17 protein-coding genes are annotated in these 25,990 nt (G+C 68.5%); 4 read left to right on the top strand and 13 right to left on the bottom strand.

Annotated features, from left to right (window positions below):
• Positions 1–3: 3 nt before the first annotated feature.
• The 8 genes from K2L43_RS09245 to K2L43_RS09210 form a co-directional block, all read right to left on the bottom strand.
• A complete protein-coding gene (locus tag K2L43_RS09245) occupies positions 4–2,544 on the bottom strand; it encodes a penicillin-binding protein 1A (protein WP_220638933.1) in 2,541 nt (846 codons plus the stop codon).
• A gap of 238 nt (positions 2,545–2,782) precedes the next feature.
• Entirely contained in the window at positions 2,783–3,733 is a 951-nt protein-coding gene (locus K2L43_RS09240) for a patatin-like phospholipase family protein (RefSeq protein ID WP_220638932.1), read from the bottom strand.
• A complete protein-coding gene (ligA, locus tag K2L43_RS09235) occupies positions 3,734–5,929 on the bottom strand; it encodes an NAD-dependent DNA ligase LigA (protein WP_220638931.1) in 2,196 nt (731 codons plus the stop codon).
• 11 nt (positions 5,930–5,940) lie between these two features.
• A complete protein-coding gene (locus K2L43_RS09230) occupies positions 5,941–6,315 on the bottom strand; it encodes a hypothetical protein (RefSeq protein WP_220638930.1) in 375 nt (124 codons plus the stop codon).
• Between the two features lie 8 nt (positions 6,316–6,323).
• Positions 6,324–7,466: a cell division protein FtsZ gene (locus tag K2L43_RS09225; RefSeq protein ID WP_220638929.1), complete on the bottom strand. Its 1,143-nt coding sequence runs from the start codon at positions 7,464–7,466 to the stop codon at positions 6,324–6,326.
• Between the two features lie 13 nt (positions 7,467–7,479).
• Positions 7,480–11,004, bottom strand: coding sequence for a chromosome segregation protein SMC (gene smc / locus K2L43_RS09220; RefSeq protein WP_220638928.1), 3,525 nt, complete (start codon positions 11,002–11,004; stop codon positions 7,480–7,482).
• 174 nt (positions 11,005–11,178) lie between these two features.
• A complete protein-coding gene (locus tag K2L43_RS09215; RefSeq protein ID WP_011805330.1) occupies positions 11,179–11,511 on the bottom strand; it encodes a YnfA family protein in 333 nt (110 codons plus the stop codon).
• Between the two features lie 35 nt (positions 11,512–11,546).
• Positions 11,547–14,690, bottom strand: a complete 3,144-nt coding sequence (locus tag K2L43_RS09210; protein ID WP_220638927.1) for an EAL domain-containing protein — start codon at positions 14,688–14,690, stop codon at positions 11,547–11,549.
• A gap of 171 nt (positions 14,691–14,861) precedes the next feature.
• On the opposite strand from K2L43_RS09210, the gene K2L43_RS09205 reads away from it, so the two are divergent.
• Complete coding sequence (locus K2L43_RS09205; RefSeq protein WP_269466925.1) at positions 14,862–16,730, top strand: ABC transporter ATP-binding protein; 1,869 nt, start codon at positions 14,862–14,864, stop codon at positions 16,728–16,730.
• 120 nt (positions 16,731–16,850) lie between these two features.
• On the opposite strand, the gene mdtD is transcribed toward K2L43_RS09205, so the two are convergent.
• Positions 16,851–18,287: a multidrug transporter subunit MdtD gene (gene mdtD / locus K2L43_RS09200; RefSeq protein ID WP_220638926.1), complete on the bottom strand. Its 1,437-nt coding sequence runs from the start codon at positions 18,285–18,287 to the stop codon at positions 16,851–16,853.
• A gap of 302 nt (positions 18,288–18,589) precedes the next feature.
• Between mdtD and K2L43_RS09195 the strand changes: the two genes are divergently transcribed.
• A complete protein-coding gene (locus K2L43_RS09195; protein ID WP_011805334.1) occupies positions 18,590–19,168 on the top strand; it encodes a C40 family peptidase in 579 nt (192 codons plus the stop codon).
• 133 nt (positions 19,169–19,301) lie between these two features.
• Positions 19,302–19,781 (top strand): EVE domain-containing protein, encoded by a 480-nt coding sequence (locus K2L43_RS09190; RefSeq protein ID WP_015913211.1) that lies wholly within the window; start codon positions 19,302–19,304, stop codon positions 19,779–19,781.
• Between the two features lie 116 nt (positions 19,782–19,897).
• On the opposite strand, the gene K2L43_RS09185 is transcribed toward K2L43_RS09190, so the two are convergent.
• Together K2L43_RS09185 and K2L43_RS09180 are read right to left on the bottom strand one after the other, a co-directional pair.
• Positions 19,898–20,785, bottom strand: coding sequence for an NAD(P)-dependent oxidoreductase (locus K2L43_RS09185; RefSeq protein WP_220638925.1), 888 nt, complete (start codon positions 20,783–20,785; stop codon positions 19,898–19,900).
• A 63-nt stretch (positions 20,786–20,848) separates the two neighbouring features.
• The gene (locus tag K2L43_RS09180; RefSeq protein WP_220638924.1) at positions 20,849–21,808 is read right to left on the bottom strand and encodes a class I SAM-dependent methyltransferase; all 960 of its coding nucleotides are present in this window, start codon (positions 21,806–21,808) and stop codon (positions 20,849–20,851) included.
• A 125-nt stretch (positions 21,809–21,933) separates the two neighbouring features.
• On the opposite strand from K2L43_RS09180, the gene K2L43_RS09175 reads away from it, so the two are divergent.
• Positions 21,934–22,248: a DUF2322 family protein gene (locus K2L43_RS09175; RefSeq protein WP_011805338.1), complete on the top strand. Its 315-nt coding sequence runs from the start codon at positions 21,934–21,936 to the stop codon at positions 22,246–22,248.
• 133 nt (positions 22,249–22,381) lie between these two features.
• Here the strand turns inward: K2L43_RS09175 and lpdA are convergent, their stop codons facing one another.
• Positions 22,382–24,265: a dihydrolipoyl dehydrogenase gene (lpdA, locus tag K2L43_RS09170; protein WP_220638923.1), complete on the bottom strand. Its 1,884-nt coding sequence runs from the start codon at positions 24,263–24,265 to the stop codon at positions 22,382–22,384.
• Between the two features lie 16 nt (positions 24,266–24,281).
• Positions 24,282–25,973, bottom strand: a complete 1,692-nt coding sequence (gene aceF / locus K2L43_RS09165) for a dihydrolipoyllysine-residue acetyltransferase (RefSeq protein ID WP_220638922.1) — start codon at positions 25,971–25,973, stop codon at positions 24,282–24,284.
• Between the last annotated feature and the right edge of the window lie 17 nt (positions 25,974–25,990).

Here is a 25,990-nt window from a genome sequence, read left to right as displayed (position 1 = left end):
TGGTCAGCGGGTTTCGACGAAAAACGGCGCGTTGTCCTGCGGCCGGGGTACGACCACGCCACGCTGCACGGGATCGACCACCACGCCAGGAACGACCTGCGGCACGGTGGGGCCGGCACCGGGTGGCGCCGGGGGCGCCGCCGGAGCAGCGGCTGGCGGAACCGGCAACGGTGCATCCGGCTCGGTCACCCACACCGGCGGCTCGGCCGGCGCGGGGCGGGGCGTGACCTCCTGCAGCGGCACAAGGGGCGCATCCGTGATCTCGGGGCGCTCTTCCGGCGGCGGGGCGCTGGCGGCCGGCGCCGGCGTCTGCGGCAGTTCGGGCTGCGGCGCCGGAGCGCCCGCCGGGCCGGCCTGCTCACCCGTGGGTCGGCCGAACAGGTCATAGACCCAGTTGCGCAGCGTGCCTGCGGCCGAGCCGATCCAGGAGCTTTCCTCCTCATCCACGAAGCGCTCGCGCGCGTCGATGACCTTGGCGCGCAGGGCCTGGCGGAACACGTCGCCCACCATAGGCAGCGCGCTGTGCGCGCCCTGCCCCCAGTAGTCGCTGCGCAGGGTGATGCGCCCGTCGTTGAAGCCCGCCCAGGCCCCCGCGACGAGCTGCGGATGCATCAGGATGAACCAGCCGTCGGTGTTGTCCTGCGTGGTGCCGGTCTTGCCCGCCACGTCCGCCGTGATGCCGTAGCGGCTGCGGATGGCCGCGCCCGTGCCTTTGTCCACCACGCCCCGCAGCGCGTCGCGCAGCTGCTGCGCGGCGGTGACGTCCAGCGCGCGCTCGGGCGATGCAGGTTTGAATTCCTCCAGCAGCTTGCCGTCCTTGTCCTCTATGCGCGTGATGACCCGGGGCGCCAGGTAACGCCCGCCGTTGGCGATGGTGCCGTAGGCGGCGACCATCTCCTTGAGCGTGACCGAGCTCGTGCCCAACGCCAGCGCGGGCACGGCCTCCAGTTCGGACTCGCGCACGCCCATGGCGCGGGCCAGCTGCACCACGCGCGCCGGCCCCACCTTCTGCATGAGCTGTGCGGTGATGGTGTTCTTGGAGTACGCCAGCCCGTCGCGCAGCGTCATGGGCTCCTCGCTGGGCGGCGTGCGGCCGTCCGTGGGGCGCCAGACCCGCTTGCCACCCAGGGGGATCTCCACCGCGGTGTCCAGCAGCGTGTCGGTCGGCTGCAGTCCCATCGCAAAGGCCGCGCCGTACACGAAGGGCTTGAAGGTGGAGCCCGGCTGTCGGCGTGCGGCCTGCACGTGGTCGAACGGATCGGTCGCGTAATCGCGGCTGCCCACCCAGGCCAGCACGGCGCCGCTGCGCGGGTCCATGGCCATGAAGCCGGCCTGCACGCGGGTCTTGGACTGGCGCAGCGTGCGCAGGAAGCTACCGTCGTCCAGCAGCTCGCGCAGCGCCTCCTCGGGTGCGGCCCCCCCGGCCACCGCCTTTTCGTACTGGGGCGACTCGCGCACCAGCTGTTGCACCAGCGCGCTCTTGGGGCCCCAGGCGCTGCGCGGCGCCCACGCACCGTCAGCCACGCCCTGCAGCGCCCGGCCCTGCTGCTGCACGGCCCGGTTGGCCATCTCCTGCAGCCGCCCGTCGATGGTGGTGCGGATCACCAACCCATCGGAATACAGGCTGTAGCCGTTGCGGTCGGCCCAGTCGATGAGCTGGCGGCGCAGCTGCTGCGCCAGGTGCGGGGCAAGTCCCGCCACCTCGGCCTGCCGCTCGAAGCGGATGCGCAGCGGGCGCTTGATCAGCCGCTCGTATTCCGCCTGCGAGAGCTTGCCGCGCTTGGCCATTTGCGCCAGCACGGTGTTGCGCCGGGCCTGCGCGCGCTCGGGGTTGAGCACCGGGTTGTAGTAGGCCGTGCCCTTGAGCATACCGATCAGCGTGGCGCTCTCCAGCACGTTGAGCTTGTCGGCCGACTTGTCGAAGTACGTGCGCGCCGCCATCTCGATGCCGTAGGCGTTGTAGAGGAATGGCACCGTGTTCAGGTAGGTCTCCAGGATCTCGTCCTTGGAGTACAGCCACTCGATCTTCAACGCGGTGATCGCCTCCTTGATCTTGCGCGTGAGCGTGGGCGCGCGGCCGATGTCCTCGGGGTAGAGATTGCGCGCAAGCTGCTGGGTGATGGTGGAGCCGCCCTGCTTGTCGCCGCCCACGGTGCGCACGACGGCCGACAGCGTGCGCCGCCAGTCCAGGCCGAAGTGGTCGTAGAAACGGTGGTCCTCGGTGGCGATGAGCGCATCGACCACGGGCTTGGCGATGGTTTCCAGCGGCACCCATTCGCGGTTCACCCACCGGTACTCGGCGAGCAGCCGCCCGTCGGCGGACACCAGTTGCGCAGGCTGGTCGCTCTTGGCCTTGCGGATGTCGCTGATCCCCGGCGTGAACGGGATCAGCGCCAGCACATACAGCACGCCGGCCAGCGCCAGCGCCGCCAGCAGCCACACCAGGCCATGCGCGGACAGCCAGCGCTCGGGCCGATGCAACAGTTGCGCCAGCGCGGGCCGCAGGCGGGCCCAGCGGGCTCGCAGGGTCGTGGAAAGATCCATGTAATTTATGGGCAAAAATGGCCTGTAGCGCTTGATCAGCAAGCGCTAGCAGCTATGAATTCAGAAGCAATGCGTAGACAGGGGTGCCCGGCCATGCGCGGCAGGCAGAACACGCGCCGGTCGCCGCACCAGCCGCGGCGCCTGGCGACGGGCCGGGCCTGCTTTATACCGCCAATCCCGCGCAAGGCTGGGCCGCTGTACGGATGCCACTGACCGCCCGGTGGCCCGCGCCACCGCGTCAGCCCATGAACTGGCGCAACTGCGGCAGGCTGGCATGGGCGGCGCGCCGGCCCTCGGCAATGGCGTCGCTGGCACGGTGAAAGTCCAGCAGGCCCAAATGCGCCAGGCGCGGGGCGATCACCACCTCGGGCGGGTCACCCGCCATGCGGCTGCGGGTGATGCGCATCTGCATGATGTTCACGCTGGTCATGATCACGTCCAGCGCCGATGGCTTGGGAGGCGGCGCCTCGCCGCTGGCGGGCGCCCAGAACTTCAGGCGGCGCATCCAGTCGGCGCTGACCAGCGGTTCGTGCACCGGCTCCGGCCCGGGGACCGGCGCCGCATCCGTGGGCACGGAGGCCTGCGGCTCGCGCACCACCGCCAGCGGATGCATGTGGCGGTGCAGGATGTCGGAATTCAGGTCCACGGCGATGACGATGTCCGCACCCATGGCACGGGCCAGCGATGCGGGCACGGGGTTGACGAGTCCGCCATCCACCAGCAGCCGCCCGTCGGTGTGGTTCACGGGGGTGAACAGGCCCGGCAGCGCGATGGAAGCGCGCACCGCGTCGGCGATGGAGCCGTGGCGCAGCCAGACTTCGGCACCCGAGTGCAGGTCGGTCGCCACCGCGCCGAAGGGCAGCGGCGACGCGTCGATGTCGAAATCGGCGAAGTTGCGGCGCCAGAAGGCGATGAGCTTTTCGCCCTTGAGCATGCCGCCCGACAGATTGAAATCCATGAAGCCGAACACGTCGCGCAGGCCCAGGCCCTGCACCCAGTCGGCAAAGCGCTCCAGTTCGCCCCCCGCGTAGGCCGCGCCCACCAGCGCACCGATGGAGGAGCCGCAGATCACGTCCAGCCGCACGCCCTCCTCCCGCAGCGCCTGCAGCACGCCGATGTGCGCCCAGCCGCGCGCCGAGCCGCTGCCCAGCGCAAGGCCCAGCCGTGGGGCGCGGCGGGTCAGTGCCATCTAGCCCCCACCTGCGTTGGGCGTTGTGCCCCGCAGCAACGCATGCAACCCATCCTCGTCCAGCACGGGGATGCCCAGTTCCTGCGCCTTGGCGAGCTTGCTGCCCGCGTCGGCGCCGGCCACCACGTAGTGCGTCTTCTTGCTGACCGAACCTGCCACCTTGGCACCGGCGGACTCCAGCAGGTCCTTGGCTGCGTCGCGGCCCAGGGTGGGCAGCGTGCCGGTCAGCACCACGGTCATGCCCGCCAGGGGCAGCGTGGCGGCGGCAGCGGGCTCGCTCTCGTCCCAGGTGACGCCGCAGGCCCGCAGCTGCTCGACCACCTCGCGGTTGTGGGGTTGCGCGAAGAAGGTGTGGATGGCCTCGGCCACCACGGGCCCCACGTCATTCACCTGCAGCAACTGCTCCACGCCCGCATCCATGATGGCGTCGAGCCGGCCGAAGTGGCGCGCCAGGTCCTTGGCCGTGGCCTCGCCCACATGGCGGATGCCCAGGCCGAAGAGAAAGCGCGCCAGCGTGGTGCGCTTGGATTTGTCGAGCGCATCCAGCACGTTCTGCGCGGACTTCTCGGCCATGCGGTCGAGCTGCGCAAGGCTGGACAGCCCGAGCCGGTACAGGTCGGGCAGCGTGCGGATCACGTGGCCTTCGACGAGCTGGTCCACCAGCTTCTCGCCCAGGCCCTCGATGTCCATGGCGCGGCGCTGTGCGAAGTGCAGCACCGCCTGTTTGCGCTGCGCGGGGCAGAACAGCCCGCCGGAGCAGCGGTGGTTGACCTCGCCCGGCTCGCGCACCACGGCGCTGCCGCAGATGGGGCACTGGCGCGGCATGCGGAAGTTGGGCACGTAGGGCTGGCGCGGCCCCGCCAGCGGCTGCGCGGGTGCGGTGCCGTCCGCGCTGCTGGCGGCGTCCACCAGCGCGTCGGACCCCGCCAGCACTGCCAGGCCTGCGCCCGCCGGCACCACGCCCACCACCTCGGGAATCACGTCGCCCGCGCGGCGCACGATCACCTGGTCGCCCACGCGCACTTTCTTGCGGCGCAGCTCGAACAGGTTGTGCAGCGTGGCATTGGTCACCGTGACGCCGCCCACGAACACCGGCGCGAGTCGCGCCACGGGCGTCAGCTTGCCCGTGCGGCCCACCTGCACGTCGATGCCTTCCACGCGCGTGACCATCTCCTGGGCCGGGTACTTGTGGGCCACGGCCCAGCGCGGCTCGCGCGTCACAAAGCCCAGCTGGCGCTGCAGTGCCAGGCTGTTGACCTTGTAGACCACGCCGTCGATGTCGTAGGGCAGCGCGTCCCGTTCGGCCCCCACACGCTGATGGAACGCTATGAGTTCAGAAGCGCCTTGCGCAATCTGCACCTGGGCTGCGACCGGAAATCCCCATTCCTTGAGCTGCTGCAGCATGCCGAAGTGCGTGCCGAAGTCGGGCCCGCCCTCGGCGGCAGGCGTGACCTCGCCCAGCCCGTAGGCGAAGAACGACAGCGGCCGCTGCGCGGTGATGCCTGAGTCCAACTGGCGCACCGCGCCGGCGGCGGCGTTGCGCGGGTTGACGAAGGTCTTGTCGCCCTTCTCGCGCTGGCGCTCGTTGAGTGCGTCGAAGTCCGCGCGGCGCATGTAGACCTCCCCGCGCACCTCCAGCACCGGCGGCACGCCGGCGGGCAGGCTCAGGGGGATCTGGCGGATGGTGCGCACGTTGTGGGTCACGTCCTCGCCCACCTCGCCATCGCCTCGCGTGGCGGCCTGCACCAAGCGCCCGCCCTCGTAGCGCAGGCTCATCGCCAGGCCGTCGAACTTGGGTTCGGCCACGTATTCCACCGGCGGCGCATCGGGCGGCAGCTTCAGTTCGCGGCGCACGCGCGCGTCGAAGGCTTTAGCGCCGCTGGCCTCTGTGTCGGTTTCAGTGCGGATGCTGAGCATGGGCACGCGGTGGCGCACCGGTGTCAGCCCGTCCAGCACCGCGCCCAGCACGCGCTGCGTGGGCGAGTCGGGCGTCACCAGGTCGGGGTAAGCGCCCTCCAGCGCCTGCAGCTGCTGGAACGCGCGGTCATACTCGGCATCGGGCACGCTCGGCGTGTCCTGGACGTAGTACTCGTGCGCCCAGCGGTTCAACTGCTCGCGAAGCGCTTTGATTTTTGTAGCTACCAGCGCAGACCCCTTGGGCGCGGGAGCCGGAAAAAGGTCGGATTGTTCAGTCATGCCGGAAAGGGTCAGGCCCGGTCCCATTGGGCGAGGTGCAGCAGCACGCCCGACGGGTCCCAGACGTAGGTCACGCACGCGCCGTACGGTTCCTGCTTCGGTGCGGACACGCGGGCCCCAGGAAAGCGGCCCGTGCCGATGAGCTGCGAAACGTCTGCAAAGCACTGGGCCGCGTCTTGCACGGAAATGTGCAGCATGCAGTTGTCCGCCCATTCCTTCACGCAGTAGCGCTGCAGGTAGAACCGTGCCCCGCCCAGGTGGAACAGGGCCAAGTCTTCGTCCGACCATTCCAGGGTGCAGCCCAGGGCCGCGTAGAACGCCTTGGACAGCGCGAAGTCCTGGGCTGGGAGGAAAGAGCGCACATCATGGGCGCGCAGGTCGATCATGCCGGTTCCTAGCTGAACAGGCGCCGCGCCAGCGCGGAGCCGGCCGAGAGTTCGCGGCTGTCCAGCTTGTCGTACAGCTGCTCAAGATCGGCGGCGATGGGCTCCATGGTCATGGCAGGCAGCGGCGTGCCGTTCTGGTCGCACAGCACGCCGTCCATGGCCTCGCCGAGCGCGGCCGCGACCTCGCGCAGACGCGCAAAGGGCTGCTGCGAGCGGTGGACCTGGGCCACGTCCAGGCTCAGCACGATGTCGCGCACGGCGGACTGCTCGGGGTCGTCGGACATGGCGGCCTGCGCGTCGTAGGTCAGCGTGAGCACGGGCGGCAGGCCCGGCCCCTGCGCCGGCAGCACCAGCCGGCCCGGAATGGCACCGGCGACGAGCCCCAGGCGTGCGGCGTTCTGCTGCACGTAGCCGGGGCTCCAGGCCGCGTGGCGCGCCCGCAGCACGAAGGTGAGCTGCGCATCGTGCTCGCTGGCGAACTGGTCCAGCTCGCGCGCGCGGGCCACCTCGTGCAGCATGTCGGGAAAGTCGGGCGCGGCATTGATCGCGTCGGCGAAGCCCTGGGCCTTCATGACGAATTCGGAGAACTCGATCTCGTTGAGCGCACCCAGGCGGTTGGCCAGTTGCACGCCCGCCTGGAACTGCAGGTAACGCTGGCCGGGCTGGGGGGTTTCCCACTGCTGCGCGGCGTCGTTGAAGCCCTCCACCGCGAACGGCTTGCTGCCCGCGCGGCGCGTGGGCGGCAGCGCGGCCAGGGCCGCATCGCCCGAAACCTGCTGCTCGGCCACGATGGGGGCGATGGCGTCGATCAGCGGATCCAGCCCGCCGCGGCGCTCGGCCGTGGGCACGGGCAGGTCCAGCGCATCACGCAGATCCACGGCGTGGCCGTCAAAGCCGGGCTCGGCCTCGCCTTCGGCGCCGCTCCCGACAAGCCCCGCGCCGGTGAGCCCCGCGCCGGTGAGCCCCGCGCCGGTAAGCACCGCGCCATCAAAGGCGGGCTCATGGCGCGCCACGGGCTCCTGCGCGGGATCGGCCTCGGCCGGCCGCGGGCGCTTGGGCGCGTTGCGGTGGGTTGTCCAGGCGTTGTAGGCGACGACGACGATCAGCACGAGCGCGCCGGCGATGATGAGACCAAGTTGGAAGTTGCTCATGGTGAATACGGGGTCAGGCCTCGGCCATGGACAGCGCGGACTCCATGTCCACGGCCACGATGCGCGACACGCCCTGCTCCTGCATGGTGACGCCGATCAGTTGCTCGGCCATCTCCATGGCGATCTTGTTGTGGCTGATGAAGAGGAACTGCGTTCCCTTGGACATGCTGGACACCAGCTTGGCATACCGCTCGGTGTTGGCATCATCCAGCGGCGCGTCCACTTCGTCCAGCAGGCAGAACGGCGCGGGGTTGAGCTGGAAGATGGCGAACACCAGCGCGATCGCGGTGAGTGCTTTCTCGCCGCCCGACAGCAGGTGGATGGTCTGGTTCTTCTTGCCCGGCGGCTGGGCCATGACCTGCACGCCGGAGTCGAGGATCTCGTCACCCGTCATGATGAGCTTGGCCTGGCCGCCGCCGAACAGTTCGGGGAACATGCGGCCGAAGTGCCCGTTGACGGTCTCGAAGGTGCCCGACAGCAGGGTGCGCGTCTCGCCGTCGATCTTGCGGATGGCGTCCTCCAGCGTGGTCATGGCCAGCGTCAGGTCTTCGGTCTGCGCGTCCAGGAAGCCCTTGCGCTCGCGCGCGAGCTGCAGCTCCTCCAGCGCGGCCAGGTTCACCGCGCCCAGCGCCGTGATCTCGCGGTGCAGGCGGTCGATCTCGCCCTGCAACCCCGCCATGCGCACGCCACCGTCCTGGATGGAGCGCTCCACCGCCGCCAGGTCGGCCTGCGCGTCCGCCAGCAGCGTGCTGTACTGCTCCAGGCCCAGGCGCGCCGCCTGCTCCTTGAGCTGGAACTCCGTGATGCGTGCGCGCAGGGGCTCCAGCGTGCGCTCGTTCTGCATGCGCAGTTCGTCGCTGGCGCGCAGCCGCGCCGTCAGGTCATCGTACTGGCTGCGCTGGGCGGCCAGGTCTTTTTCGCGCTCGATCTTCAGGTCCAGCGCCTGCTGCAGGCCGCCCTGGGCGGCGGCATCGGACAGGCGCGAAAGCTCGTCCTGCGCGCGCTGGCGCTCATCGTGCAACGCGCGTGCCTGGGTGGCCGCGGTGTCGATGGTGCGCGCCAGCTCGGCACGCCGGGCCTGCAGGCTGCGCTGGGAGAACTGGGCCTCCTGCGCCTGGCGCTCCAGCGCGCGCTGCTGCTCACGGCATTCGGCCAGGCGGCGCTCGGCCTCGATCACACGGTCGCCCAGCTGGGCGTGGCGCTCCTGGCTGTCGGCCAGTTGCATGTCTAGTTCTTCAAAACGCGCCTCCGCGGTGACGCGGCGCTCCTGCAGGTCGCCCAACTGCGCCTCAACCTCGGACAGATCGGCGCCAATCTGCTCGCTGCGCGCCCGGGTCTGCTCGGCCAGTTGGGACAGGCGCAGGGTCTCGACCTGCAGCTCGTGCGCGCGGCCTTGGGCCTCGCTGGCCTCGCGGCGCGCGGCCACCAGGCGCTGCGCCGCGTCGGCGTACAGGCTCTCGGCACGCACCAGCGCCGTGCGCGCCTCCTCGGCGATCAATGCCTGGGCACGCAGCTCTTTCTCCAGGTGTTCGATCTCCTGCGCCCGGGCCAGCAGGCCGGACTGCTCGGAGTCCTGCGCATAAAAACTCACGCTGTGCGCGCCCACGGCATGTCCGGCTGCCACATAGATGGCCTCGCCCGGCTGCAACTGCGCACGGCGGTTCAGCGCATCGTCCAGCGTCTGCGCGGTGTAGCAGCCCTGCAGCCAGTCCACGAGCACGGCGTGTAGCCCGGCGTCGTGCACGCGCAGCAGATCCGACAAGCGCGATGAACCAGCGGGGGTTTCGGGCGCGGGCGCAGACGGCGCGCAGTAGAAAGCCAGCCGCGCCGGAGGCGCATCCTGCCCGCCCGCGCCCAGGAAGCCGCGCACCATGTCCAGCCGGCCCACGGGCAGCGCGGCCAGGCGCTCGCGCAGCGCGGCCTCCAGCGCGTTCTCCCAGCCGGGTTCGATGTGGATGCGGCTCCACAGTCCCTGCAGCCCTTCCAGCCCGTGCTTGGCCAGCCAGGGCTGGAGCTTGCCGTCCACCTTGACCTTCTCCTGCAAGGCCTTGAGTGCCTCCAGCCGCGCGGACAGGTCGGCCTGCCGGGCCGTTTCCTGGTTCACGACCTGCTGGCGCGCACGGCGGTCCTCGTCGAGCTGGGGCACGCTGTCCTGCAGCTCGGCCAGGCGCGCCTCGGCCATCTCGGCGCCCTCCTCGGCCTGCTGCAACTGCTGGCGCAGGTTGGCCAGGCGCGCCTCGTCGGGCGCAGCCAGGGCATTGCGGTCGGTGCGCAGGCGCTCCAGGCGCGCCTCCAGTTGGCGGCTTTGCTCGTCCAGGCTGCGCTGCTCGGCCGCCAGCACCTGGATCTGCTGCTGCACCTGCGCCACGGTGGCGCGCTGCTCGTCGCTGCGCTGCTGGCTCTGGCGCAGGGCGTCTTCCAGCTCGGGCAGGCGTGTCGCCTGCTCCTCGACCTGTGCGGCCAGGATCTCGGCCTGCTCCTCGGCATTCATGCCGGCGCCTTCGATGCTTTCGACTTCGGCTTCAGCCTCTTCCTTGCGCGCGGACCACTGGGCGATCTGCTCGGCCAGTTGCACCAGGCGCTGCTCCACGCGCTGGCGGCCCTCGACCACGTAGCGGATCTCGGCTTCCAGCTTGCCGACCTCGGCCGTGGCCTCATAGAGGCGCCCCTGTGCCTGGTTGACCTTGTCGCCCGCCTCGTAGTGCGCCTGGCGGATGGTCTCCAGGTCGGCCTCCACATGGCGCAGGTCGGCCATGCGCGACTCCAGGTCGTTCACGGCGGCCAGGCCCTCGGTGCGCACGCGGGCCTGTTCGCTTTCCGCCTCGGTGCGCTTCAGGAACCACAGCTGGTGCTGCTTGAGGGTCACGTCCTGCTGCAGCGCGTTGTAGCGCGCGGCCACCTCGGCCTGCTTTTCCAGCTTGTCGAGGTTGGCATTGAGTTCGCGCAGGATGTCCTCCACCCGCGTGAGGTTCTCCCGCGTGTCGGACAGGCGGTTCTCGGTCTCGCGCCGGCGCTCCTTGTACTTGGACACGCCCGCGGCTTCTTCAAGGAACAGGCGCAGTTCCTCGGGGCGACTTTCGATGATGCGGCTGATCGTGCCCTGGCCGATGATGGCGTAGGCGCGCGGGCCCAGGCCCGTGCCCAGGAACACGTCCTGCACGTCGCGGCGACGCACCGGCTGGTTGTTGATGAAGTAGCTGCTGGTGCCGTCGCGCGTGAGTACGCGCTTGACGGCAATCTCGGTGAACTGGTTCCACTGCCCGCCGGCGCGGTGGTCGCTGTTGTCGAACGTCAGCTCCACGCTGGAACGGCTGGCCGGCTTGCGGCTGGTGGTGCCGTTGAAGATCACGTCCTGCATGCTCTCGCCGCGCAGCTCGCTGGCCTTGCTCTCGCCCAGCACCCAGCGCACGGCGTCCATGATGTTGGACTTGCCGCAACCGTTGGGGCCCACCACGCCCACGAGTTGCCCCGGCAGCATGAAGTTGGTGGGCTCGGCAAACGACTTGAAGCCGGCGAGTTTGATCGAGTTAAGACGCACGGGTCAGGCGTTGGACAGGGCGGTTCGCAGGTGCAGGAAAGACCGGAATCATACCGTGGCGCTCGTGTCGGCCCCATGCCCAGCCGGGCATCCTTCGATTGCAAGCAAAAATGGCCTCTAGCGCTTACCCAGCAAGCGCCAGCAGCTATTCTTACGAGAGCATCCTACGGCAGCTCAGCCCCCACGCGGGGCAAAGGCAATGATGGCCATGCCGCACAGCGTGACGGCCACGCCCAGCCAGTCCCATGGGCCGGGGCGCACGCCGTCCACCGTCCACAGCCAGACCAGCGCCACGGCCACATACACGCCGCCGTAGGCCGCGTACACACGCCCTGTGGCCGCCGGATGCAGCGTGAGCAGCCAGGCAAACAGCGCCAGGCTGGCGGCCGCCGGCACCAGCAGCCAGGCGCTGCGCCCCTGGCGCAACCACAACCAGGGCAGATAGCAACCGACGATCTCCGCCACGGCAGTGAGCAGGAACAGGGCCAGGGTCTTGAAGGGCAGCATGCGTGAATGCGTGATGGAAAAGAAGGCCGCAGCGATCAGACGCCGGCCCGCTTCAGCACCAAGGCCTCGAACGCCGCAGCCTGCAGCGGTGGGCTGAGCAGATAGCCCTGCCAGGCGTGGCAGCCGTTGCGCTCCAGAAAGGCGCGCTGCGCCTCGGTCTCAACGCCCTCGGCCACCACCCGCAGGCCCAGGCTGGTGCCCAGGGCGACGATCGTGCGTGCGATCACGGCATCGTTGGGGTCGGTGAGCACGTCGCGCACGAAGCTCTTGTCGATCTTCAGCTCGTGCAGGGGCAGGCGCTTGAGGTAGGCCAGCGACGAGTAGCCCGTGCCGAAGTCGTCCAGCGAGAAGCCCACGCCGTAGCCACGCAACTGCACCATCTTGGCGATGGTGTCCTCCACGTCCTGCAGCAGCATACCCTCGGTCAGTTCCAGCCGCAGGCGGCGCGCGTCGGCGCCCGAGGCGGCCAGCGCCTCCAGCACCTGGGGCACGAAGCTACTCTCGTGGAACTGGCGCGGGCTCACGTTCACCGCGACGGTGAGCTCACCCAGCACCGGGTGCGCGCTCCACTGCGCCAGCTGTGCGCAGGCGCTGCGCATCACCCACTCGCCCACGCGCAGGATCAGTCCGCTTTCTTCCGCCAAGGGAATGAATTCCGCTGGCGAGATGAAGCCCCTGTCCGGATGGCGCCAGCGTACCAGCGCCTCGGCGCCCGTGATGCGGCCCTGGTCCACCTTGGGCTGGTAGAACAGTTCTAACTGTCCCGCATCCAGTCCGGCGCGCAGGTCCGCCTCCAGCGCCGCGCGTTCGGACACCGCAGCCTGCATCTGTGGATCGAAAAAGCGCAGCGTATCGCGCCCGGCGGCCTTGGCCTCGTACATGGCAAGGTCGCTGCGCTTGAGCAGTTCGTCCGCCGATTCGCGCACCCCGCGGAAGATGGCGATGCCCACGCTGAGCGCCGTGTGGTGCTGCTGACCGTCGATGTCGAAGGGCGCGCGAATGGCCGCCAGGATCGTCTGGCCCATTTCCTCGGCGCGGTTGGCGGCCTCCTGCGGGTCGGCGCCCAGGTCCTTGAGCACCACGACGAACTCGTCGCCGCCGTGGCGCGCCAGGGTTTCGTCCTCGGGCACGCAGTCGCGCAGCCGCCGGGCCACCTCGCGCAGCAGGCGGTCACCCATGTCGGGGCCTTGCGTCTCGTTGATGGTCTTGAAGTTGTCCAGATCCAGCATCATCACCGCGCCGCACAGCTGGTGGCGGGCGCTCATGGCCAGCGCCTGCTCCAGGCGGTCCAGCAGCAGGCGGCGGTTGGGCAGGCCGGTGAGCGGATCGTTGTAGGCCAGGTAGCGCACCTCTTCCTCGGCCGCCTTGCGCTGGCTCTGGTCCACCATGGTGACGATGTGCGAGTCGCCCAGGATCATGCCGGACAGCTCGACCGCGCGGCGCACGCCCGACTTGGCGGTGATCACGCATTCCACGGTACGGATGGCACCGTCGGGGTTCTTCAGCGCCGCCGTGCATGCGGAGTGCCATGCCTCGCGCGCATGCTCGCGTTGGTATGCATCGGGCATTACCAGGCGCCACCAGGTGTCCACGTCGGGCGCCTCGCGTATGTCGTAGCCGCAGATCTGGACATGACGGTCGTTGCGGAACACGATCTTGCCGTCCTGCACCTGGTTCACGCCCACGGGCATGTGGTTCAGGATGTTGCGCAGGTGCTCCTCACTCTGGCGCAGCACCTGCTCCATGTGCTTGCGCTTGCTGATGTCCTGCACCACCGCAAGGTGGTGTTCGGGCTGGCCTTCCAGGCGCAGCGGCGAGACCATGAGGTCCACCCACACCTCGCTGCCGTCCTTGCGGCGGTAGCGCTTTTCCATGCGGTATTCGCTCAGCTCACCGGCCAGCATCCGCTGCAATTGCTCCAGGTCCGCGGCCAGGTCGCTGGGCTCGCTGAAGTCCTGAAAGCGCATCTGCTGCAGTTCCTGCGCGCTGTAGCCCAGCAGGTCGCAGAACTTCTGGTTCATGCGCACCAGGCGGCCGGTGCGCGAGTCGGTCTGGGCGATGCCCACCGCAGCCTGGTTGAACACGGCGCGCAGGCGCGCCTCGCTTTCGCGCAAGGCCGTATCGGTCTCCTTGGCATGGTCCAGTGCCTGCGACCGCCGCAGCACCAGCATGGATACCAGCGCGGTGAGCAGTGCGGTCACCACCAGACCACCCGAGCCCAGCAGCCAGGGCAGGCGCGACTCCTGCGGCGAGAGGAACGGCACGACGGGCTGAAACTGCAGGCTCCAGCGCCTTGCGCCCACGCGCACGCTTTGCTCATATTCCATGGCAGAGGTGCCGACGCGCGTCTCCGATTCAAAGAGGGATTGCGGCGGAGCAGGCTCCTCGCTGTTGAAGGGGCCCACGTCCGCCATGCGCAGCGCCAGGCCCTGCATGTTGCCCGCGGTGCGCACGGCATGCACGATGTCGTAGATGCGCAGGCTCACGCCCACCGCCCCCAGAAAGCGCGCCGGCCCCGCCTGTCCGGCCGCCGGCTCGGCAAACACCGGCATGCGGATGATGACGCCCGTGCGGTGCTCGGTTTCCTGGTGCAGCTCGAACGGCGCGGAGGCGACCAGCCCGCCGGTGTCGCGCGCACGGCGCATGGCTTCGAGGTTCGCTGGCTGGGAATGGATCTCCAACCCTTGCAAGCCGCTGTTGCCCCCCTGGGGCCAGAGGTAGTCCACCACGAAATAGTCGGGCAATACGGCCTGCGGATGGATGGCGAAATCCCGCGGCAGGTCGCCGTCCAGATGCGGGTCGGAGCGCGCCTGCTCTTCGAAGGCCGCCCGCCGGGGGCCGGGCACGTACCGCGTAAAGTTGATGTTCTTCACGCCGGGGTGGTAATGCTGCAGATCCAGCTCACGCGCCACGCGCTCGAAGTCGGCGCGCCGCAGCTGCGGATTCACCGTCAGCAGGCCGCGCATGCCCTGCAGCAAAACCGCGTGGGACTCCATGCGCCGCTGCAGCGTCTCGGCAAACAGCCGGGCCTCCTGCTCGAAACGCACCCGCGCGATGGCCTGCATGGAGGATTGCTGCTGGTGGTACAGCGCGTAGCTTGCCGCGCAACCGGCCAGCGCCACGGCCGCTCCGGGGAGCCAGTGCCAGGGGAACGAGCGCTGTGCGTGGGATGTCGGCATGCGGGCAGATGGACAGGGAGGACAACGGCTGATAGGCCGCCGCCGCGCCGCAGAGCATAGCGGCATTTACCCGTGCGGGGGCAACAGACACCGCCAACGTCTGCTGCGACCGCGCGGCTGCGGCGCCTGCGCAATTCCCCACGCCGGCGTCGCCAGCCGCCGGCCCGTACCATGGCCGCATCAGGAGTGTCCGCCATCGTGTTGTTTCGGTTGTTCGAAAATCGTGTCCCCCCGTACCCTGCGGCCGAGCCGACCGTGCCGCCCGCCGGGTTCCTCGCCTTCGTGTGGGCCAGCACGCGCGGCCTGCGCGGCTATGTTGGGGCCATGGCCGCCCTGTCTGCCGTGGTGGCCATCTACGAGGCGCTGCTGTTTGCCGTGCTGGGACGGGTGGTGGACTGGATCGCCGCCACTGCGCCCGAGCGCTTCTGGGCCGAGCGCGGCACGCTGCTCGCCGGGGTGGCTGCGGTGCTGGTCGCCAGCATTGGCATAGTGGCGCTGCAGACCACCGTGCGCCACCAGGTGCTGGCCATCAACTTCCCGCTGCGCCTGCGCTGGAACTTCCACCGGCTGATGCTGGGCCAAAGCATGGCGTTCTATGCGGACGAGTTCGCGGGCCGCATCACCACCAAGATCATGCAGACCGCGCTGGCCGTGCGCGACATGATCTTTACCACCTGCGACGTGGTGATCGGCATGGGCGTCTACCTGGTCACCATCCTGGCACTGGCGGGCGGCTTTGAATGGCGACTGCTGCTGCCCTTTCTTGCGTGGGCGCTGTGCTACGCGGCCGCGTGCTGGTACTTCGTGCCACGCCTGGGCCAGGTGAGCAAGGCCCAGGCCGACGCGCGCTCCGTCATGACCGGCCGCGTGACGGACGCTTACACCAACATCGCCACGGTGAAGCTGTTCTCGCACACGCGGCGCGAGGCCGAGTTTGCCCGCGCGGCGATGGACGCGTTCAAGACCACGGGCTACGCACAGATGCGGCTGGTCAGCCGCTTCGAGATCGTGAACCACGCCCTGGTGGTGGGCATGATCCTCGGTGCCTGCGGCACGGCGCTATGGCTGTGGTCACGGGGCGAGGTAGGCGCCGGCGCGGTGGCCGCGGTGACCGCCATGGCACTGCGCGTTTCGGGCCACGCCCACTGGGTGATGTGGGAGATGACCACGCTGTTCGAGAGCGTGGGCACCATCCAGGACGGCATCAACACCCTCACCCGCCCGCGCACGGTGGTGGATGCGCCCGATGCCCGCCCGCTGCAGGTCACGCGTGGCGAGGTGCAGTTTGAGAACGTGCGCTTCGGCTACCGCGACGGCGCGGCAGTGATCGACGGGCTGAACCTCACCATCCGCCCAGGCGAGCGCATCGGGCTGATCGGCCGCTCCGGCGCGGGCAAGTCCACGCTGGTCAACCTGCTGCTGCGCTTTCATGACGTGCAGGGCGGACGCATTCTGGTGGACGGGCAGGACATCGCCCACGTCACGCAGGACAGCCTGCGCCAAGCGATCGGCATGGTCACGCAGGACACTTCGCTGCTGCACCGATCAATGCGCGACAACATCCTGTACGGCCGCCCCGATGCCTCCGAGGAAGACATGCGCCTGGCTGCCGAACGCGCCGAGGCCGCGCAATTCATCGACGAGCTGACCGACCTGCAGGGCCGCCGCGGCTACGACGCCCAGGTGGGCGAGCGCGGCGTCAAGCTCTCGGGCGGGCAGCGCCAGCGCGTGGCGATCGCGCGCGTGATGCTCAAGGACGCCCCGATCCTGCTGCTGGACGAGGCCACCAGCGCGCTGGACTCCGAGGTGGAGGCCGCCATCCAGCAGAGCCTGGACGGACTGATGCGGGGCAAGACGGTGATCGCCATCGCGCACCGCCTGTCCACCATCGCCGCCATGGACCGGCTCATCGTGCTGGACGCCGGCCGCATCGTCGAGGAAGGCACGCACGCACAGCTGCTGGCGCAAGGGGGTGTCTATGCGCGGCTGTGGACGCACCAGAGCGGCGGCTTCATGGGACAGGACCCCGACGAGGCCTGAGCGATACAGGATCGGCCGCGCACGATCATGGCAATCGGGATAGAAATAGGCCTTCAAGGCAATACTGGCAAGCGCCAACAGCTCTTATAACAATAGCACAAGAGACTGACGAGTCCCGGTTCAGCTCTGCTCCTCGGGGCCCAGGGGATGGGGGCGCGGCGGCTCGTGCGGCGGCAACTGCAGGAACAGCGCCGTGGCCGCCAGCGTCAGCACACCCATGCAGGCAAACGTGGCGCGAAACGCGTGGAGCGTGTCCTGCGCATCTGCGGCGCCAAAGTAGCCCTGGAAGCTCGCCAGCACCGCCCCGGCAGCCGCCACCCCCATGCCCATGGCCAGCATCTGCACCATGGACAGCAGGCTGTTGCCGCTGCTGGCATGACCTGTGTCCAGGTCCTTGAGCGTGACCGTGTTCATGGCCGAGAACTGCATGGAGTTCACGCCGCCAAACGCCGCCAGCTGCACCATCAGCAGCCACGGGGGCTGGCCGGGCGTGATCAGGCAGAAGCTGGCGATGAGCAACGCCAGCGCGCAGGTATTGACCACCAGCACCTCGCGATAGCCCCAGCGCCGCACCATGAAGGTGACCGCAGGTTTCACGGCCATGCTGCCCAGCACCGTGGGCAGCATCATCATGCCCGCCTGCAGGGGTGCGTAGCCCAGGCTGACCTGCAGCACCAGCGGGATCATGAAGGGCATGCACGAGCTGCCCAGCCGCGAAAACAGGTTGCCCAGCAGCCCCACACGCAGCGTGCGCACCGCAAACAACCCCGGCACAAACAGCGGCGCATCGCTGCGCAGCGCATGCAGCCAGTAGGCCGCCAGACTGGCCAGGCCAAAGATCATCATCACCAGCGACGACGCGCTGCGCGCACCACCGCCGGCCATGCCCTCCACCGCCAGCGACACGGCCGCCATGCCAAAGGCCAGCAGGCCATAACCCACGGCGTCGAATCCACGCACGGCCAGCACCTCTCCCGCCGCCATGAAGCGCCGCGCGGCCATCAAGCCCACCAGCCCCACGGGCACATTGACCCAGAAGATCCAATGCCAGGAGGCGTACTCCACCATCCAGCCGCCCAGGGTCGGCCCGATCAGCGGCCCCACCAACCCGGGAATCGCCACGAAGCTCATGGCGCGGATGAACTCGTCGCGCGGAAACGCCCGCAGCACCGCCAGCCGCCCCACGGGCAGCAGCAGCGCACCGCCCAGCCCCTGGACCACGCGTGCACCCACCAGCAGCGGCAGCGTGGACGACAGCGCGCACAACACCGAGCCGAGCACGAACAACGCGATCGCCGACATGAACACCCGCCGCGTGCCGAAACGGTCCGCCAGCCAGCCCGACGCCGGAATCAGCACCGCCATGGCCAGCGAATACGCCACGATCACCGAGTGCATCTGCAGCGGGCTCTCGCCCAGGTCGCGCGCCATGGCCGGCAAGGCCGTGTTGACGATGGTGGCGTCCAGCGTCTGCATGAAGAAGCCCAGCGCGACCACCCACAGCAGCGGCTGGCGCGAAGTGGGGGAAACAGGTCCACGCGTCATGAAATCGCCCATGTCGGGCTCAGAAAAGAAGGCCAAAGTGTGCCATTGGGGCCCGTTTGCGGACTAATGCGCTGGTCATATCCGTCAAAACGATGTTGGGCCCTGTTCACCAAACATGAACCGCTATCAAAGTAGAAGCACTTTCCCGAGATGGTGAGTGGCAGGTATGCGGAGGCACTTCACCCCATCACCGGGCAAAACCCAGCAAGACGTTGCCTATCGCCGCGGGCACGTTCATGAAAATCCACGTAAATCAACTATTTACTATCACTTGTCGGCAGATTTCCCGTCATGCCGTGGTACCCTCGCGCCCCATGTTTCGTCGGTTGTGCCTGCTGCTGCTGCTTTGCTCGAATGCCTACGCCGCTCCCTCCCCCGAGGTGGAGCGGGCAGCCGCCACCCCTGCAGTCAGCATTGACCGCAGCCTGCTCGTCCAGTTGCAGGACGTTCAGCACAACGTGGCAGACCGCACCTCCTCCCTGATTTCCACCGCCATGGGCTTCATCGGTGTGCCATACCGCCGGGGTGGCAGCAGTGCCGAGACGGGTTTTGATTGCAGCGGCTTCGTGCGCGCCATCTACGAGCAGGCCAAGGGCATGGTGCTTCCACGCCGCGCCAACGAGCAGGCCGCCGCCACCGAAGTCATCGACAAAAAAGACCTGCAGCCCGGCGACCTGGTGTTCTTCAACACCATGCGCCGCGCGTTCAGCCACGTGGGCATCTACGTGGGCGACGGCAAGTTCATCCATGCCCCGCGCTCCGGTGCGCAGGTGCGCGTGGAAGACATGGGCGCTTCCTACTGGCAGCGGCGCTTCAACGGTGCACGGCGTGTGACGACGGACGAAGACGCCGCCGCCATGGCCATTTCCGCGCGCGCTCCGGCCGCCAACTGAGACCGGGGCCGGCACCCTGTCCGGCACTGCTCTAGTAATTGCGGTAAGTAGCTACGCACGGGCCAGCGTTTTCAGTGCATGCACATGGGGTGACGGTGTGCAAGCCACACAGGTGTCCTGAGTCCTTCCAGCCATGACCACACCCACTACGCGCTTTTGGCTCATGAAATCGGAGCCCGACGAATGCTCCATTGACGATGCATTGGGCGCCCCGGGCGCCACCGTGCCGTGGACCGGCGTGCGCAATTACCAGGCGCGCAACTTCATGCGCGACGAGATGCAAGTGGGGGATGGCGTGCTCTTCTACCACTCAAGCTGCCCTGCACCCGGTATCGCCGGCATTGCACGCATAGCCTCGGGCGTACGCCCCGATCCCACACAGTTCGACCCTGAATCCCCTTACTACGACCCCAAGTCACCCCTTGAGAAACCCCGGTGGCTGCTGCGGGACGTGCAAGCCGTGCGCAAGACACGGCTCATTGGCCTGGCGGAACTGCGCGCCCATCCCGAGTTGGCGTCGATGCGCGTACTGCAGCGAGGCAACCGGTTGTCGATCACGCCGCTGCAGCCCCAGGAGTGGACCTTCATCACGCAGGTGCTCGCGGCAGACTAGCGGGCCGCGCGGGTGTCCCCGCCACGCATCAACAGGCTGGAGGCTGGAGGCTGGAGGCTGGAGGCGGGAGGACTGGAGGCGGGAAGAGGGAATCCCCGCCAGAAGTCCAACCTTCATCAACCCGTCCCCTTGGCGCGCAGCAGCGCTACCAGCTCCGGCACCAGCGCCTGCGGCCCACCCTCGGCAACGGCGGCGGCAAAGGTGTCGTGCACGGCCTGGGCAATGCCATCGGCCGCGCCGCCTTCGTGCGCCATGGCGGTGTAGTAGCCCATGTCCTTGAGCGCGTTGGACATGAAGAAGCGCAGCCCGGAGGGGTCCTGCTGCAGCAGGTAGGGCCGCAGGCGCTCCAGCGCCACGCCGCCGCCGCCGCCCTTGGCGAGAACATCCAGGAACACCTGCGGCGCCACGTCGGCCGCCAGCGCGCAGGCGGCAGCCTCCGCGATCAGCGCCACGCTGCCCAGCGACACATAGTTGTGCAGCAGCTTCATGCGGTGGCCACTGCCCACGGCACCGGTATGCGTGATGTTCTCGGCAAAGCACTGCAGCACCGGGCGCACTTCGTCGAGCAGTGCGGCCTCGCCGCCCACCAGCAGGTTCAGCCGGCCCTCGGCGGCCTCCTTGGGGGTGCGGGTCATCGGCGCATCCAGGAACCGCCCGCCGGCCGCCGCCACGGCGCGGGCGACGGATTCGGTGGACGAGGGAATGGCCGTGGAGCAGTCGATCACCACGGTGCCGGGCTGCAGGGCGGCCAGGGCGCCCTCCTCGCCCAGCAGCACCGCCTCTACCTGGGGCGATCCCGTCACGCACAGGATGAGCACCTGCACCTGTCGCATCAGTTCACGCACCGACGCGGCGCTGGCCACGCCCTGGGCGCGCAATGCATCCAGGGGCTGGTTGCCAGGGTGCTCCAGCACCGTCAGCGCATAGCCCTTGCGGGCGATATTCATGGCAATGCCGTGGCCCATCAGGCCTACGCCGATCAGTCCGATGCGAGGGGTGTTCATGTGCTGCGTTTCAACCGGTGGGTGGGAAGCGATGTCCACCGCATTGTGGCGCGCGGAGCCCCTTCAACCCACCGCCGCCGTATCCCGGAAAACCAGTACCTTCAGCGACCGCTCCTCGTCCACATCGGCGAACACCGCCGGGTTGGGAACGCGTTCCACGAACGCCAGCGAAGGCGCCTGGGTTCGCATCTGCTCGCAGAGAAACTCCATCCCCAGCTCCGGCGCGTTCAGGCACAGCAGGGCGTGGCCGCCCGGTATCAGCAGTTCCGGCAGGCGCCGCATGAGCCGCGCATAGTCCTTGGTCGCGACGAAGCTGCCCTTCTGGTAGGACGGCGGATCCACGATCACCAGGTCGTACGGCCCGCTGCGCGTGATCTTGCCCCACGAGCTGAAGATGTCATGCGCCAGAAAGCGGGCACCGGCGCCCAACCCGTTGAGCTGGTGGTTCTGCTGCCCGGTGGCTATGGCACCCCGGCTCATGTCCACATTCACCACCTCCGCCGCGCCCGCCTGCAGCGCGGCAACCGAGAACGCACAGGTATAGGCGAACAGGTTGAGCACCCGAGCGCCGCGTCCGGTGCGTGCGCGGTGGTTCGCCACATGCGTGCGCACCCAGCGACGCCCTTCGGCCATGTCCAGGAACAACCCGTGGTTCTGCCCGCGCAGCACCTGGACGCGCAGGCGTGCGCCATCCTCGGTGACCACATGCGGCTCGGGCACCTCGCCCGCCATCAGCCGCGTATCGCTGCGGCCCTCGATGCGCAGCGTCTCGCCGCGGTGCTGGAACACCCAGTTCAGCGGCTGCCCTGGCGCCACCTGCTGCCAGCGTGCGCGCAGGGCGCCGTCGATGGTGGCGAGTGCGTCGTCCGTCACCGGGGCGAAGCTGGTGAGCACCAGCACGGGTGGATAGGCATCCAGCGTCCACTGCTCGCTGCCGGGAAACCGCCCGCCACGCCCATGGAAGATGCGGCAGGCCTCAACGGGCGGAGTGAGGGTGGCGATGGCGTCGAGCAGGGCTTGCATGAGTGGGGTCGGGCGCAAAGAAAAACAGGCATCAAAATGCCCTCTAACGCAGATTGTGCCAGCGCTAACAGCTATGGTTTTTACGTTATCGTCACGGTTTCATCCGCTCCGTTCAAGGCTTTTGCATGACCTTCGCTGACAACCTGCGCCAATTGCCCTCCATTGCCCACCTGGCAGCCCTGCAACTGCTGGACGACGCCGGCCAGGTGGTGGCCACCATTCCCAACCAGCCGGGTAAGACGGGCTCACTGACCGTGTACGCCGCGCTGGCCGCCAAGCACGGCGGCATCACCGTCGCCGCGGCGCAGGAAGGCCTGGAACTGTTCGCCGAACACACCGCCGATGCCCGCCAGCATCCCGGCAGCCATCCCAACATCGACCGGCTGCTGCAGGTGATCGAGACGGGCCAGGGCTACCGCGTGGCACTGGTGCAGGCCTGAGCTGCCACGCACACTCGCCAACCCAGCACCTCATACAAAAAACGCCTCTAGCCCTTGCACAGCAAGCGCTAGCCACTATCAAAAGCATAAAAAAGGCAGCCAGAGGCTGCCTTTTTTGCTACGGCCGTGGCCTTTACCTGCGCTGCGGCGGCACGTCCGTGCAACTGCCGTGGGCAATCTCCGCCGCCATGCCGATGCTCTCGCCCAGCGTGGGGTGCGGGTGGATGGTCTTGCCGATGTCCACCGCGTCGGCGCCCATCTCGATGGCCAGGGCGATCTCGCCGATCATGTCGCCCGCATGCGTGCCGACCATGCCGCCGCCCAGGATCTTGCCGTGGCCCCGGCCAGCATGGCCGTCTCCTGATCCTGCTTCGGGGCTGTCGTCGAACAGCAGCTTGGTAAAGCCTTCGTCGCGGCCGTTGGCGATGGCGCGGCCGCTGGCCGCCCAGGGGAACAGGCCTTTCTTGACCTTGATGCCCTGCGCCTTGGCCTGATCCTCGGTCAGGCCCACCCAGGCCACTTCGGGGTCGGTATAGGCCACGCTCGGGATCACGCGGGCGTTGAAGGCGGCGCTTGCCAGTTCCTTGTTGCCCTGCAGTTCACCGGCGATGACCTCGGCCGCCACGTGCGCCTCGTGCACCGCCTTGTGCGCCAGCATGGGCTGGCCCACGATGTCGCCGATGGCGAAGATGTGCGGCACGTTGGTGCGCATCTGGATGTCGACGTTGATGAAGCCGCGGTCCGTCACGGCGACACCGGCCTTGTCGGCGGCGATCTTCTTGCCGTTGGGCGTGCGGCCCACGGCCTGCAGCACCAGGTCGTACACCTGGGGCTCGGGCACCGTGACGCCGTCCTTGGCGGGCGCGAAGCTCACCTTGATGCCCTCGGGCGTGGCCTCGGCGGCCACGGTCTTGGTATTCAGCATCACGTTGTCGAAACGGTGCTGGTTCATCTTCTGCCACACCTTGACCAGGTCGCGGTCAGCGCCCTGCATCAGGCCGTCCAGCATCTCCACCACGTCCAGGCGCGCGCCCAGCGTGCTGTACACCGTGCCCATTTCCAGGCCGATGATGCCGCCGCCCAGGATCAGCATGCGTTTGGGCACGTCCTTGAGCGCCAGCGCACCGGTGGAATCCACCACGCGCGGATCGTCGGGCATGAACGGCAGGCGCACGGCCTGGCTGCCGGCGGCGATGATGGCGCGCTTGAACGCCACCACCTTCTTGGCGCCGGTCTTGTCCTGGCTGGTGCCGGTGGTTTCCTCCACCTCCAGGTGGTTGGCGCCGACGAAGTGGCCGTAGCCGCGCAGCACGGTCACCTTGCGCATCTTGGCCATCTGCGCCAGCCCGCCGGTCAGCTTGCCGATGACCTTTTCCTTGTGGCCGCGCAGGGTGTCGATGTGGACCTGCGGCGCGCCGAAGTCGATGCCGGCGCTCTTCAGGTGGCTCACCTCGTCCATCACCGCCGCCACGTGCAGCAGCGCCTTGGAGGGAATGCAGCCCACGTTCAGGCACACGCCGCCCAGGGTGGCGTAGCGCTCGACCAGCACCACGTTCAGGCCCAGGTCGGCCGCGCGGAAGGCGGCGCTGTAACCGCCGGGGCCGCCGCCCAGCACCAGCACATCGCACTCCACGTCGGCACTGCCGCCGAAGCTGGCTGCTTCGGTTTTAGGAGCTGCTGGCGCTTGAACAGCGTGCGCTGGAGCCGGTTTTGACTCAGATGGCGGTGCGCTGGGTGTGCTCGCCGCGGCAGGGGCCGCAGCCGGCGCCGCCGCACCCTGCGCCACTTCCAGCGTCAGCAGCACGGAGCCCTCGGCCACCTTGTCGCCCAGCTTGACCTTGAGCTCCTTGACCACGCCGGCGTGGCTGCTGGGAATCTCCATGGAGGCCTTGTCGGACTCCACGGTGACCAGGCTCTGCTCGGCCCGGATGGTGTCGCCCGGCTGCACCAGCACTTCGATCACGCCCACCTCGGCGAAGTCGCCGATGTCGGGCACCTTGATGTCGATGATTGCCATATGTTGTGCTCCGTCCTTACAGCAGGATGCGGCGGTAGTCCGCCAACACTTGGCCCAGGTAGGCGTTGAAGCGCGCGGCAGAGGCGCCGTCGATCACGCGGTGGTCGTACGACAGGCTCAGCGGCAGCGTGAGGCGCGGCACGAACTGCTGGCCGTCCCACACGGGCTTCATCTGGCTCTTGGACAGGCCGAGGATGGCCACCTCGGGCGCATTGATGATGGGGGTGAAATGCGTGCCGCCAATGCCGCCCAGCGAGCTGATCGACATGCTGCCGCCCTGCATGTCGGCCGCACCCAGCTTGCCGTCGCGGGCCTTCTTGGCCAGCTCGGCCATCTCGGCGCTGATCTGCAGGATGCCCTTCTTGTCGGCATCTTTCAGCACGGGCACCACCAGGCCGTTGGGCGTGTCGGCCGCAAAGCCGATGTGGAAGTACTGCTTGTAGACCAGCGCGTCGCCGTCCAGGCTGGCGTTGAACTCGGGGAACTTCTTCAGCGCCGCGACCACGGCCTTGATGACGAAGGCCAGCATGGTGACCTTGACGCCGCTCTTCTCGTTCTCCTTGTTGGTGGAGACGCGGAAGGCTTCCAGCTCGGTGATGTCGGCCTCGTCGTTGTTGGTGACGTGGGGAATCATCACCCAGTTGCGCGACAGGTTGGCGCCGCTGATCTTCTTGATGCGCGACAGCTCCTTGCGCTCGATGGGGCCGAACTTGGCGAAGTCCACCTTGGGCCACGGCAGCAGGTCCAGGCCCACCCCAGAGCCACCCGCAGCGGGCGCCTTGCTGCCCTGCGCCTGGGTCTGCAGCGCACCGCTCATCACCTGGCGCGTGAAGGCCGCCACGTCATCCTGCGTGATGCGGCCCTTGATGCCCGTGCCCTTGACCTCCGCCAGCGGCACACCCAGTTCGCGGGCGAACTTGCGCACCGAGGGGCTGGCGTGCGGCAGGCCCGGCGTGGGCGTCGAGGGCTGGTGGGCCGGCACGGGCGCCGTTGCCGTTGCCGCAGCCGGTGCGGGCGCGGAGGCCTGAGCCGCCACGGGCGCGGCAGCGGCCGGAGCGGAAGCGGAAGCGGCCGCTGGTGTAGAAGCCTGCGCCGGAGCGACCGCCGGTGCAGGGGCGGCACCTTCAAGCACCGCCACGAGGTCGCCCACGTTGATCTTGTCGCCGATCTTGACCTTGAGCTCCTTGAGCACGCCGGCGGCGGGCGAAGGGATCTCCATCGAGGCCTTGTCGGACTCCACGGTGAACAGCGACTGCTCCACCTTGACCGCATCGCCGGGCTGGACCAGCAATTCGATCACGGCGACGTCCTTGAAGTCACCGATGTCGGGCACACGCACCTCAACCGCGCCACCACCCGCAGCAGGGGCGGCGGGTGCGGCAGGCGCGACCGGCGCTTGCGTTTCGATAGCTGCCGACGCTTGTGCGGCGGGCGCTGGAGCCGGTTTTTCATCAGAAGCAGCGGCTTCGCCCGTGGCCTCCAGCACGGCGATCACGCTGCCCTGCTTAACCTTGTCGCCCAACTGGACCTTGAGTTCCTTGACCACACCCGCGTGGCTCGACGGGATTTCCATCGAGGCCTTGTCGGACTCCACGGTGATCAGCGACTGCTCCGCCTTCACCGTGTCGCCCACCTTGACCAGCAGCTCGATCACGCCGACTTCGTCGAAGTCGCCGATGTCGGGAACCTGGATGTTTACCAATGCCATGTCGTGTCTCCCGGTCT

Source organism: Diaphorobacter sp. MNS-0 (assembly GCF_019602835.1).
GTDB classification, from domain to species: domain Bacteria; phylum Pseudomonadota; class Gammaproteobacteria; order Burkholderiales; family Burkholderiaceae_C; genus Diaphorobacter; species Diaphorobacter nitroreducens.
The sequence above is the reverse complement of the archived record's forward strand: the minus strand, read 5'-3'. Positions and strand labels throughout refer to the sequence as shown.

Coding starts and splice junctions, on each gene's coding strand:
- mdtD (WP_220638926.1), bottom strand. CDS start 18,287: ATGGGCGATTTCATGACGCGTGGACCTGTTTCCCCCACTTCGCGCCAG.
- K2L43_RS09225 (WP_220638929.1), bottom strand. CDS start 7,466: ATGAGCAACTTCCAACTTGGTCTCATCATCGCCGGCGCGCTCGTGCTG.
- K2L43_RS09175 (WP_011805338.1), top strand. CDS start 21,934: ATGACCTTCGCTGACAACCTGCGCCAATTGCCCTCCATTGCCCACCTG.
- ligA (WP_220638931.1), bottom strand. CDS start 5,929: ATGACTGAACAATCCGACCTTTTTCCGGCTCCCGCGCCCAAGGGGTCT.
- K2L43_RS09180 (WP_220638924.1), bottom strand. CDS start 21,808: ATGCAAGCCCTGCTCGACGCCATCGCCACCCTCACTCCGCCCGTTGAG.
- K2L43_RS09195 (WP_011805334.1), top strand. CDS start 18,590: ATGTTTCGTCGGTTGTGCCTGCTGCTGCTGCTTTGCTCGAATGCCTAC.
- K2L43_RS09205 (WP_269466925.1), top strand. CDS start 14,862: ATGGCCGCATCAGGAGTGTCCGCCATCGTGTTGTTTCGGTTGTTCGAA.
- K2L43_RS09240 (WP_220638932.1), bottom strand. CDS start 3,733: ATGGCACTGACCCGCCGCGCCCCACGGCTGGGCCTTGCGCTGGGCAGC.
- K2L43_RS09215 (WP_011805330.1), bottom strand. CDS start 11,511: ATGCTGCCCTTCAAGACCCTGGCCCTGTTCCTGCTCACTGCCGTGGCG.
- K2L43_RS09245 (WP_220638933.1), bottom strand. CDS start 2,544: ATGGATCTTTCCACGACCCTGCGAGCCCGCTGGGCCCGCCTGCGGCCC.
- K2L43_RS09230 (WP_220638930.1), bottom strand. CDS start 6,315: ATGATCGACCTGCGCGCCCATGATGTGCGCTCTTTCCTCCCAGCCCAG.
- K2L43_RS09185 (WP_220638925.1), bottom strand. CDS start 20,785: ATGAACACCCCTCGCATCGGACTGATCGGCGTAGGCCTGATGGGCCAC.
- K2L43_RS09210 (WP_220638927.1), bottom strand. CDS start 14,690: ATGCCGACATCCCACGCACAGCGCTCGTTCCCCTGGCACTGGCTCCCC.
- lpdA (WP_220638923.1), bottom strand. CDS start 24,265: ATGGCAATCATCGACATCAAGGTGCCCGACATCGGCGACTTCGCCGAG.
- aceF (WP_220638922.1), bottom strand. CDS start 25,973: ATGGCATTGGTAAACATCCAGGTTCCCGACATCGGCGACTTCGACGAA.
- K2L43_RS09190 (WP_015913211.1), top strand. CDS start 19,302: ATGACCACACCCACTACGCGCTTTTGGCTCATGAAATCGGAGCCCGAC.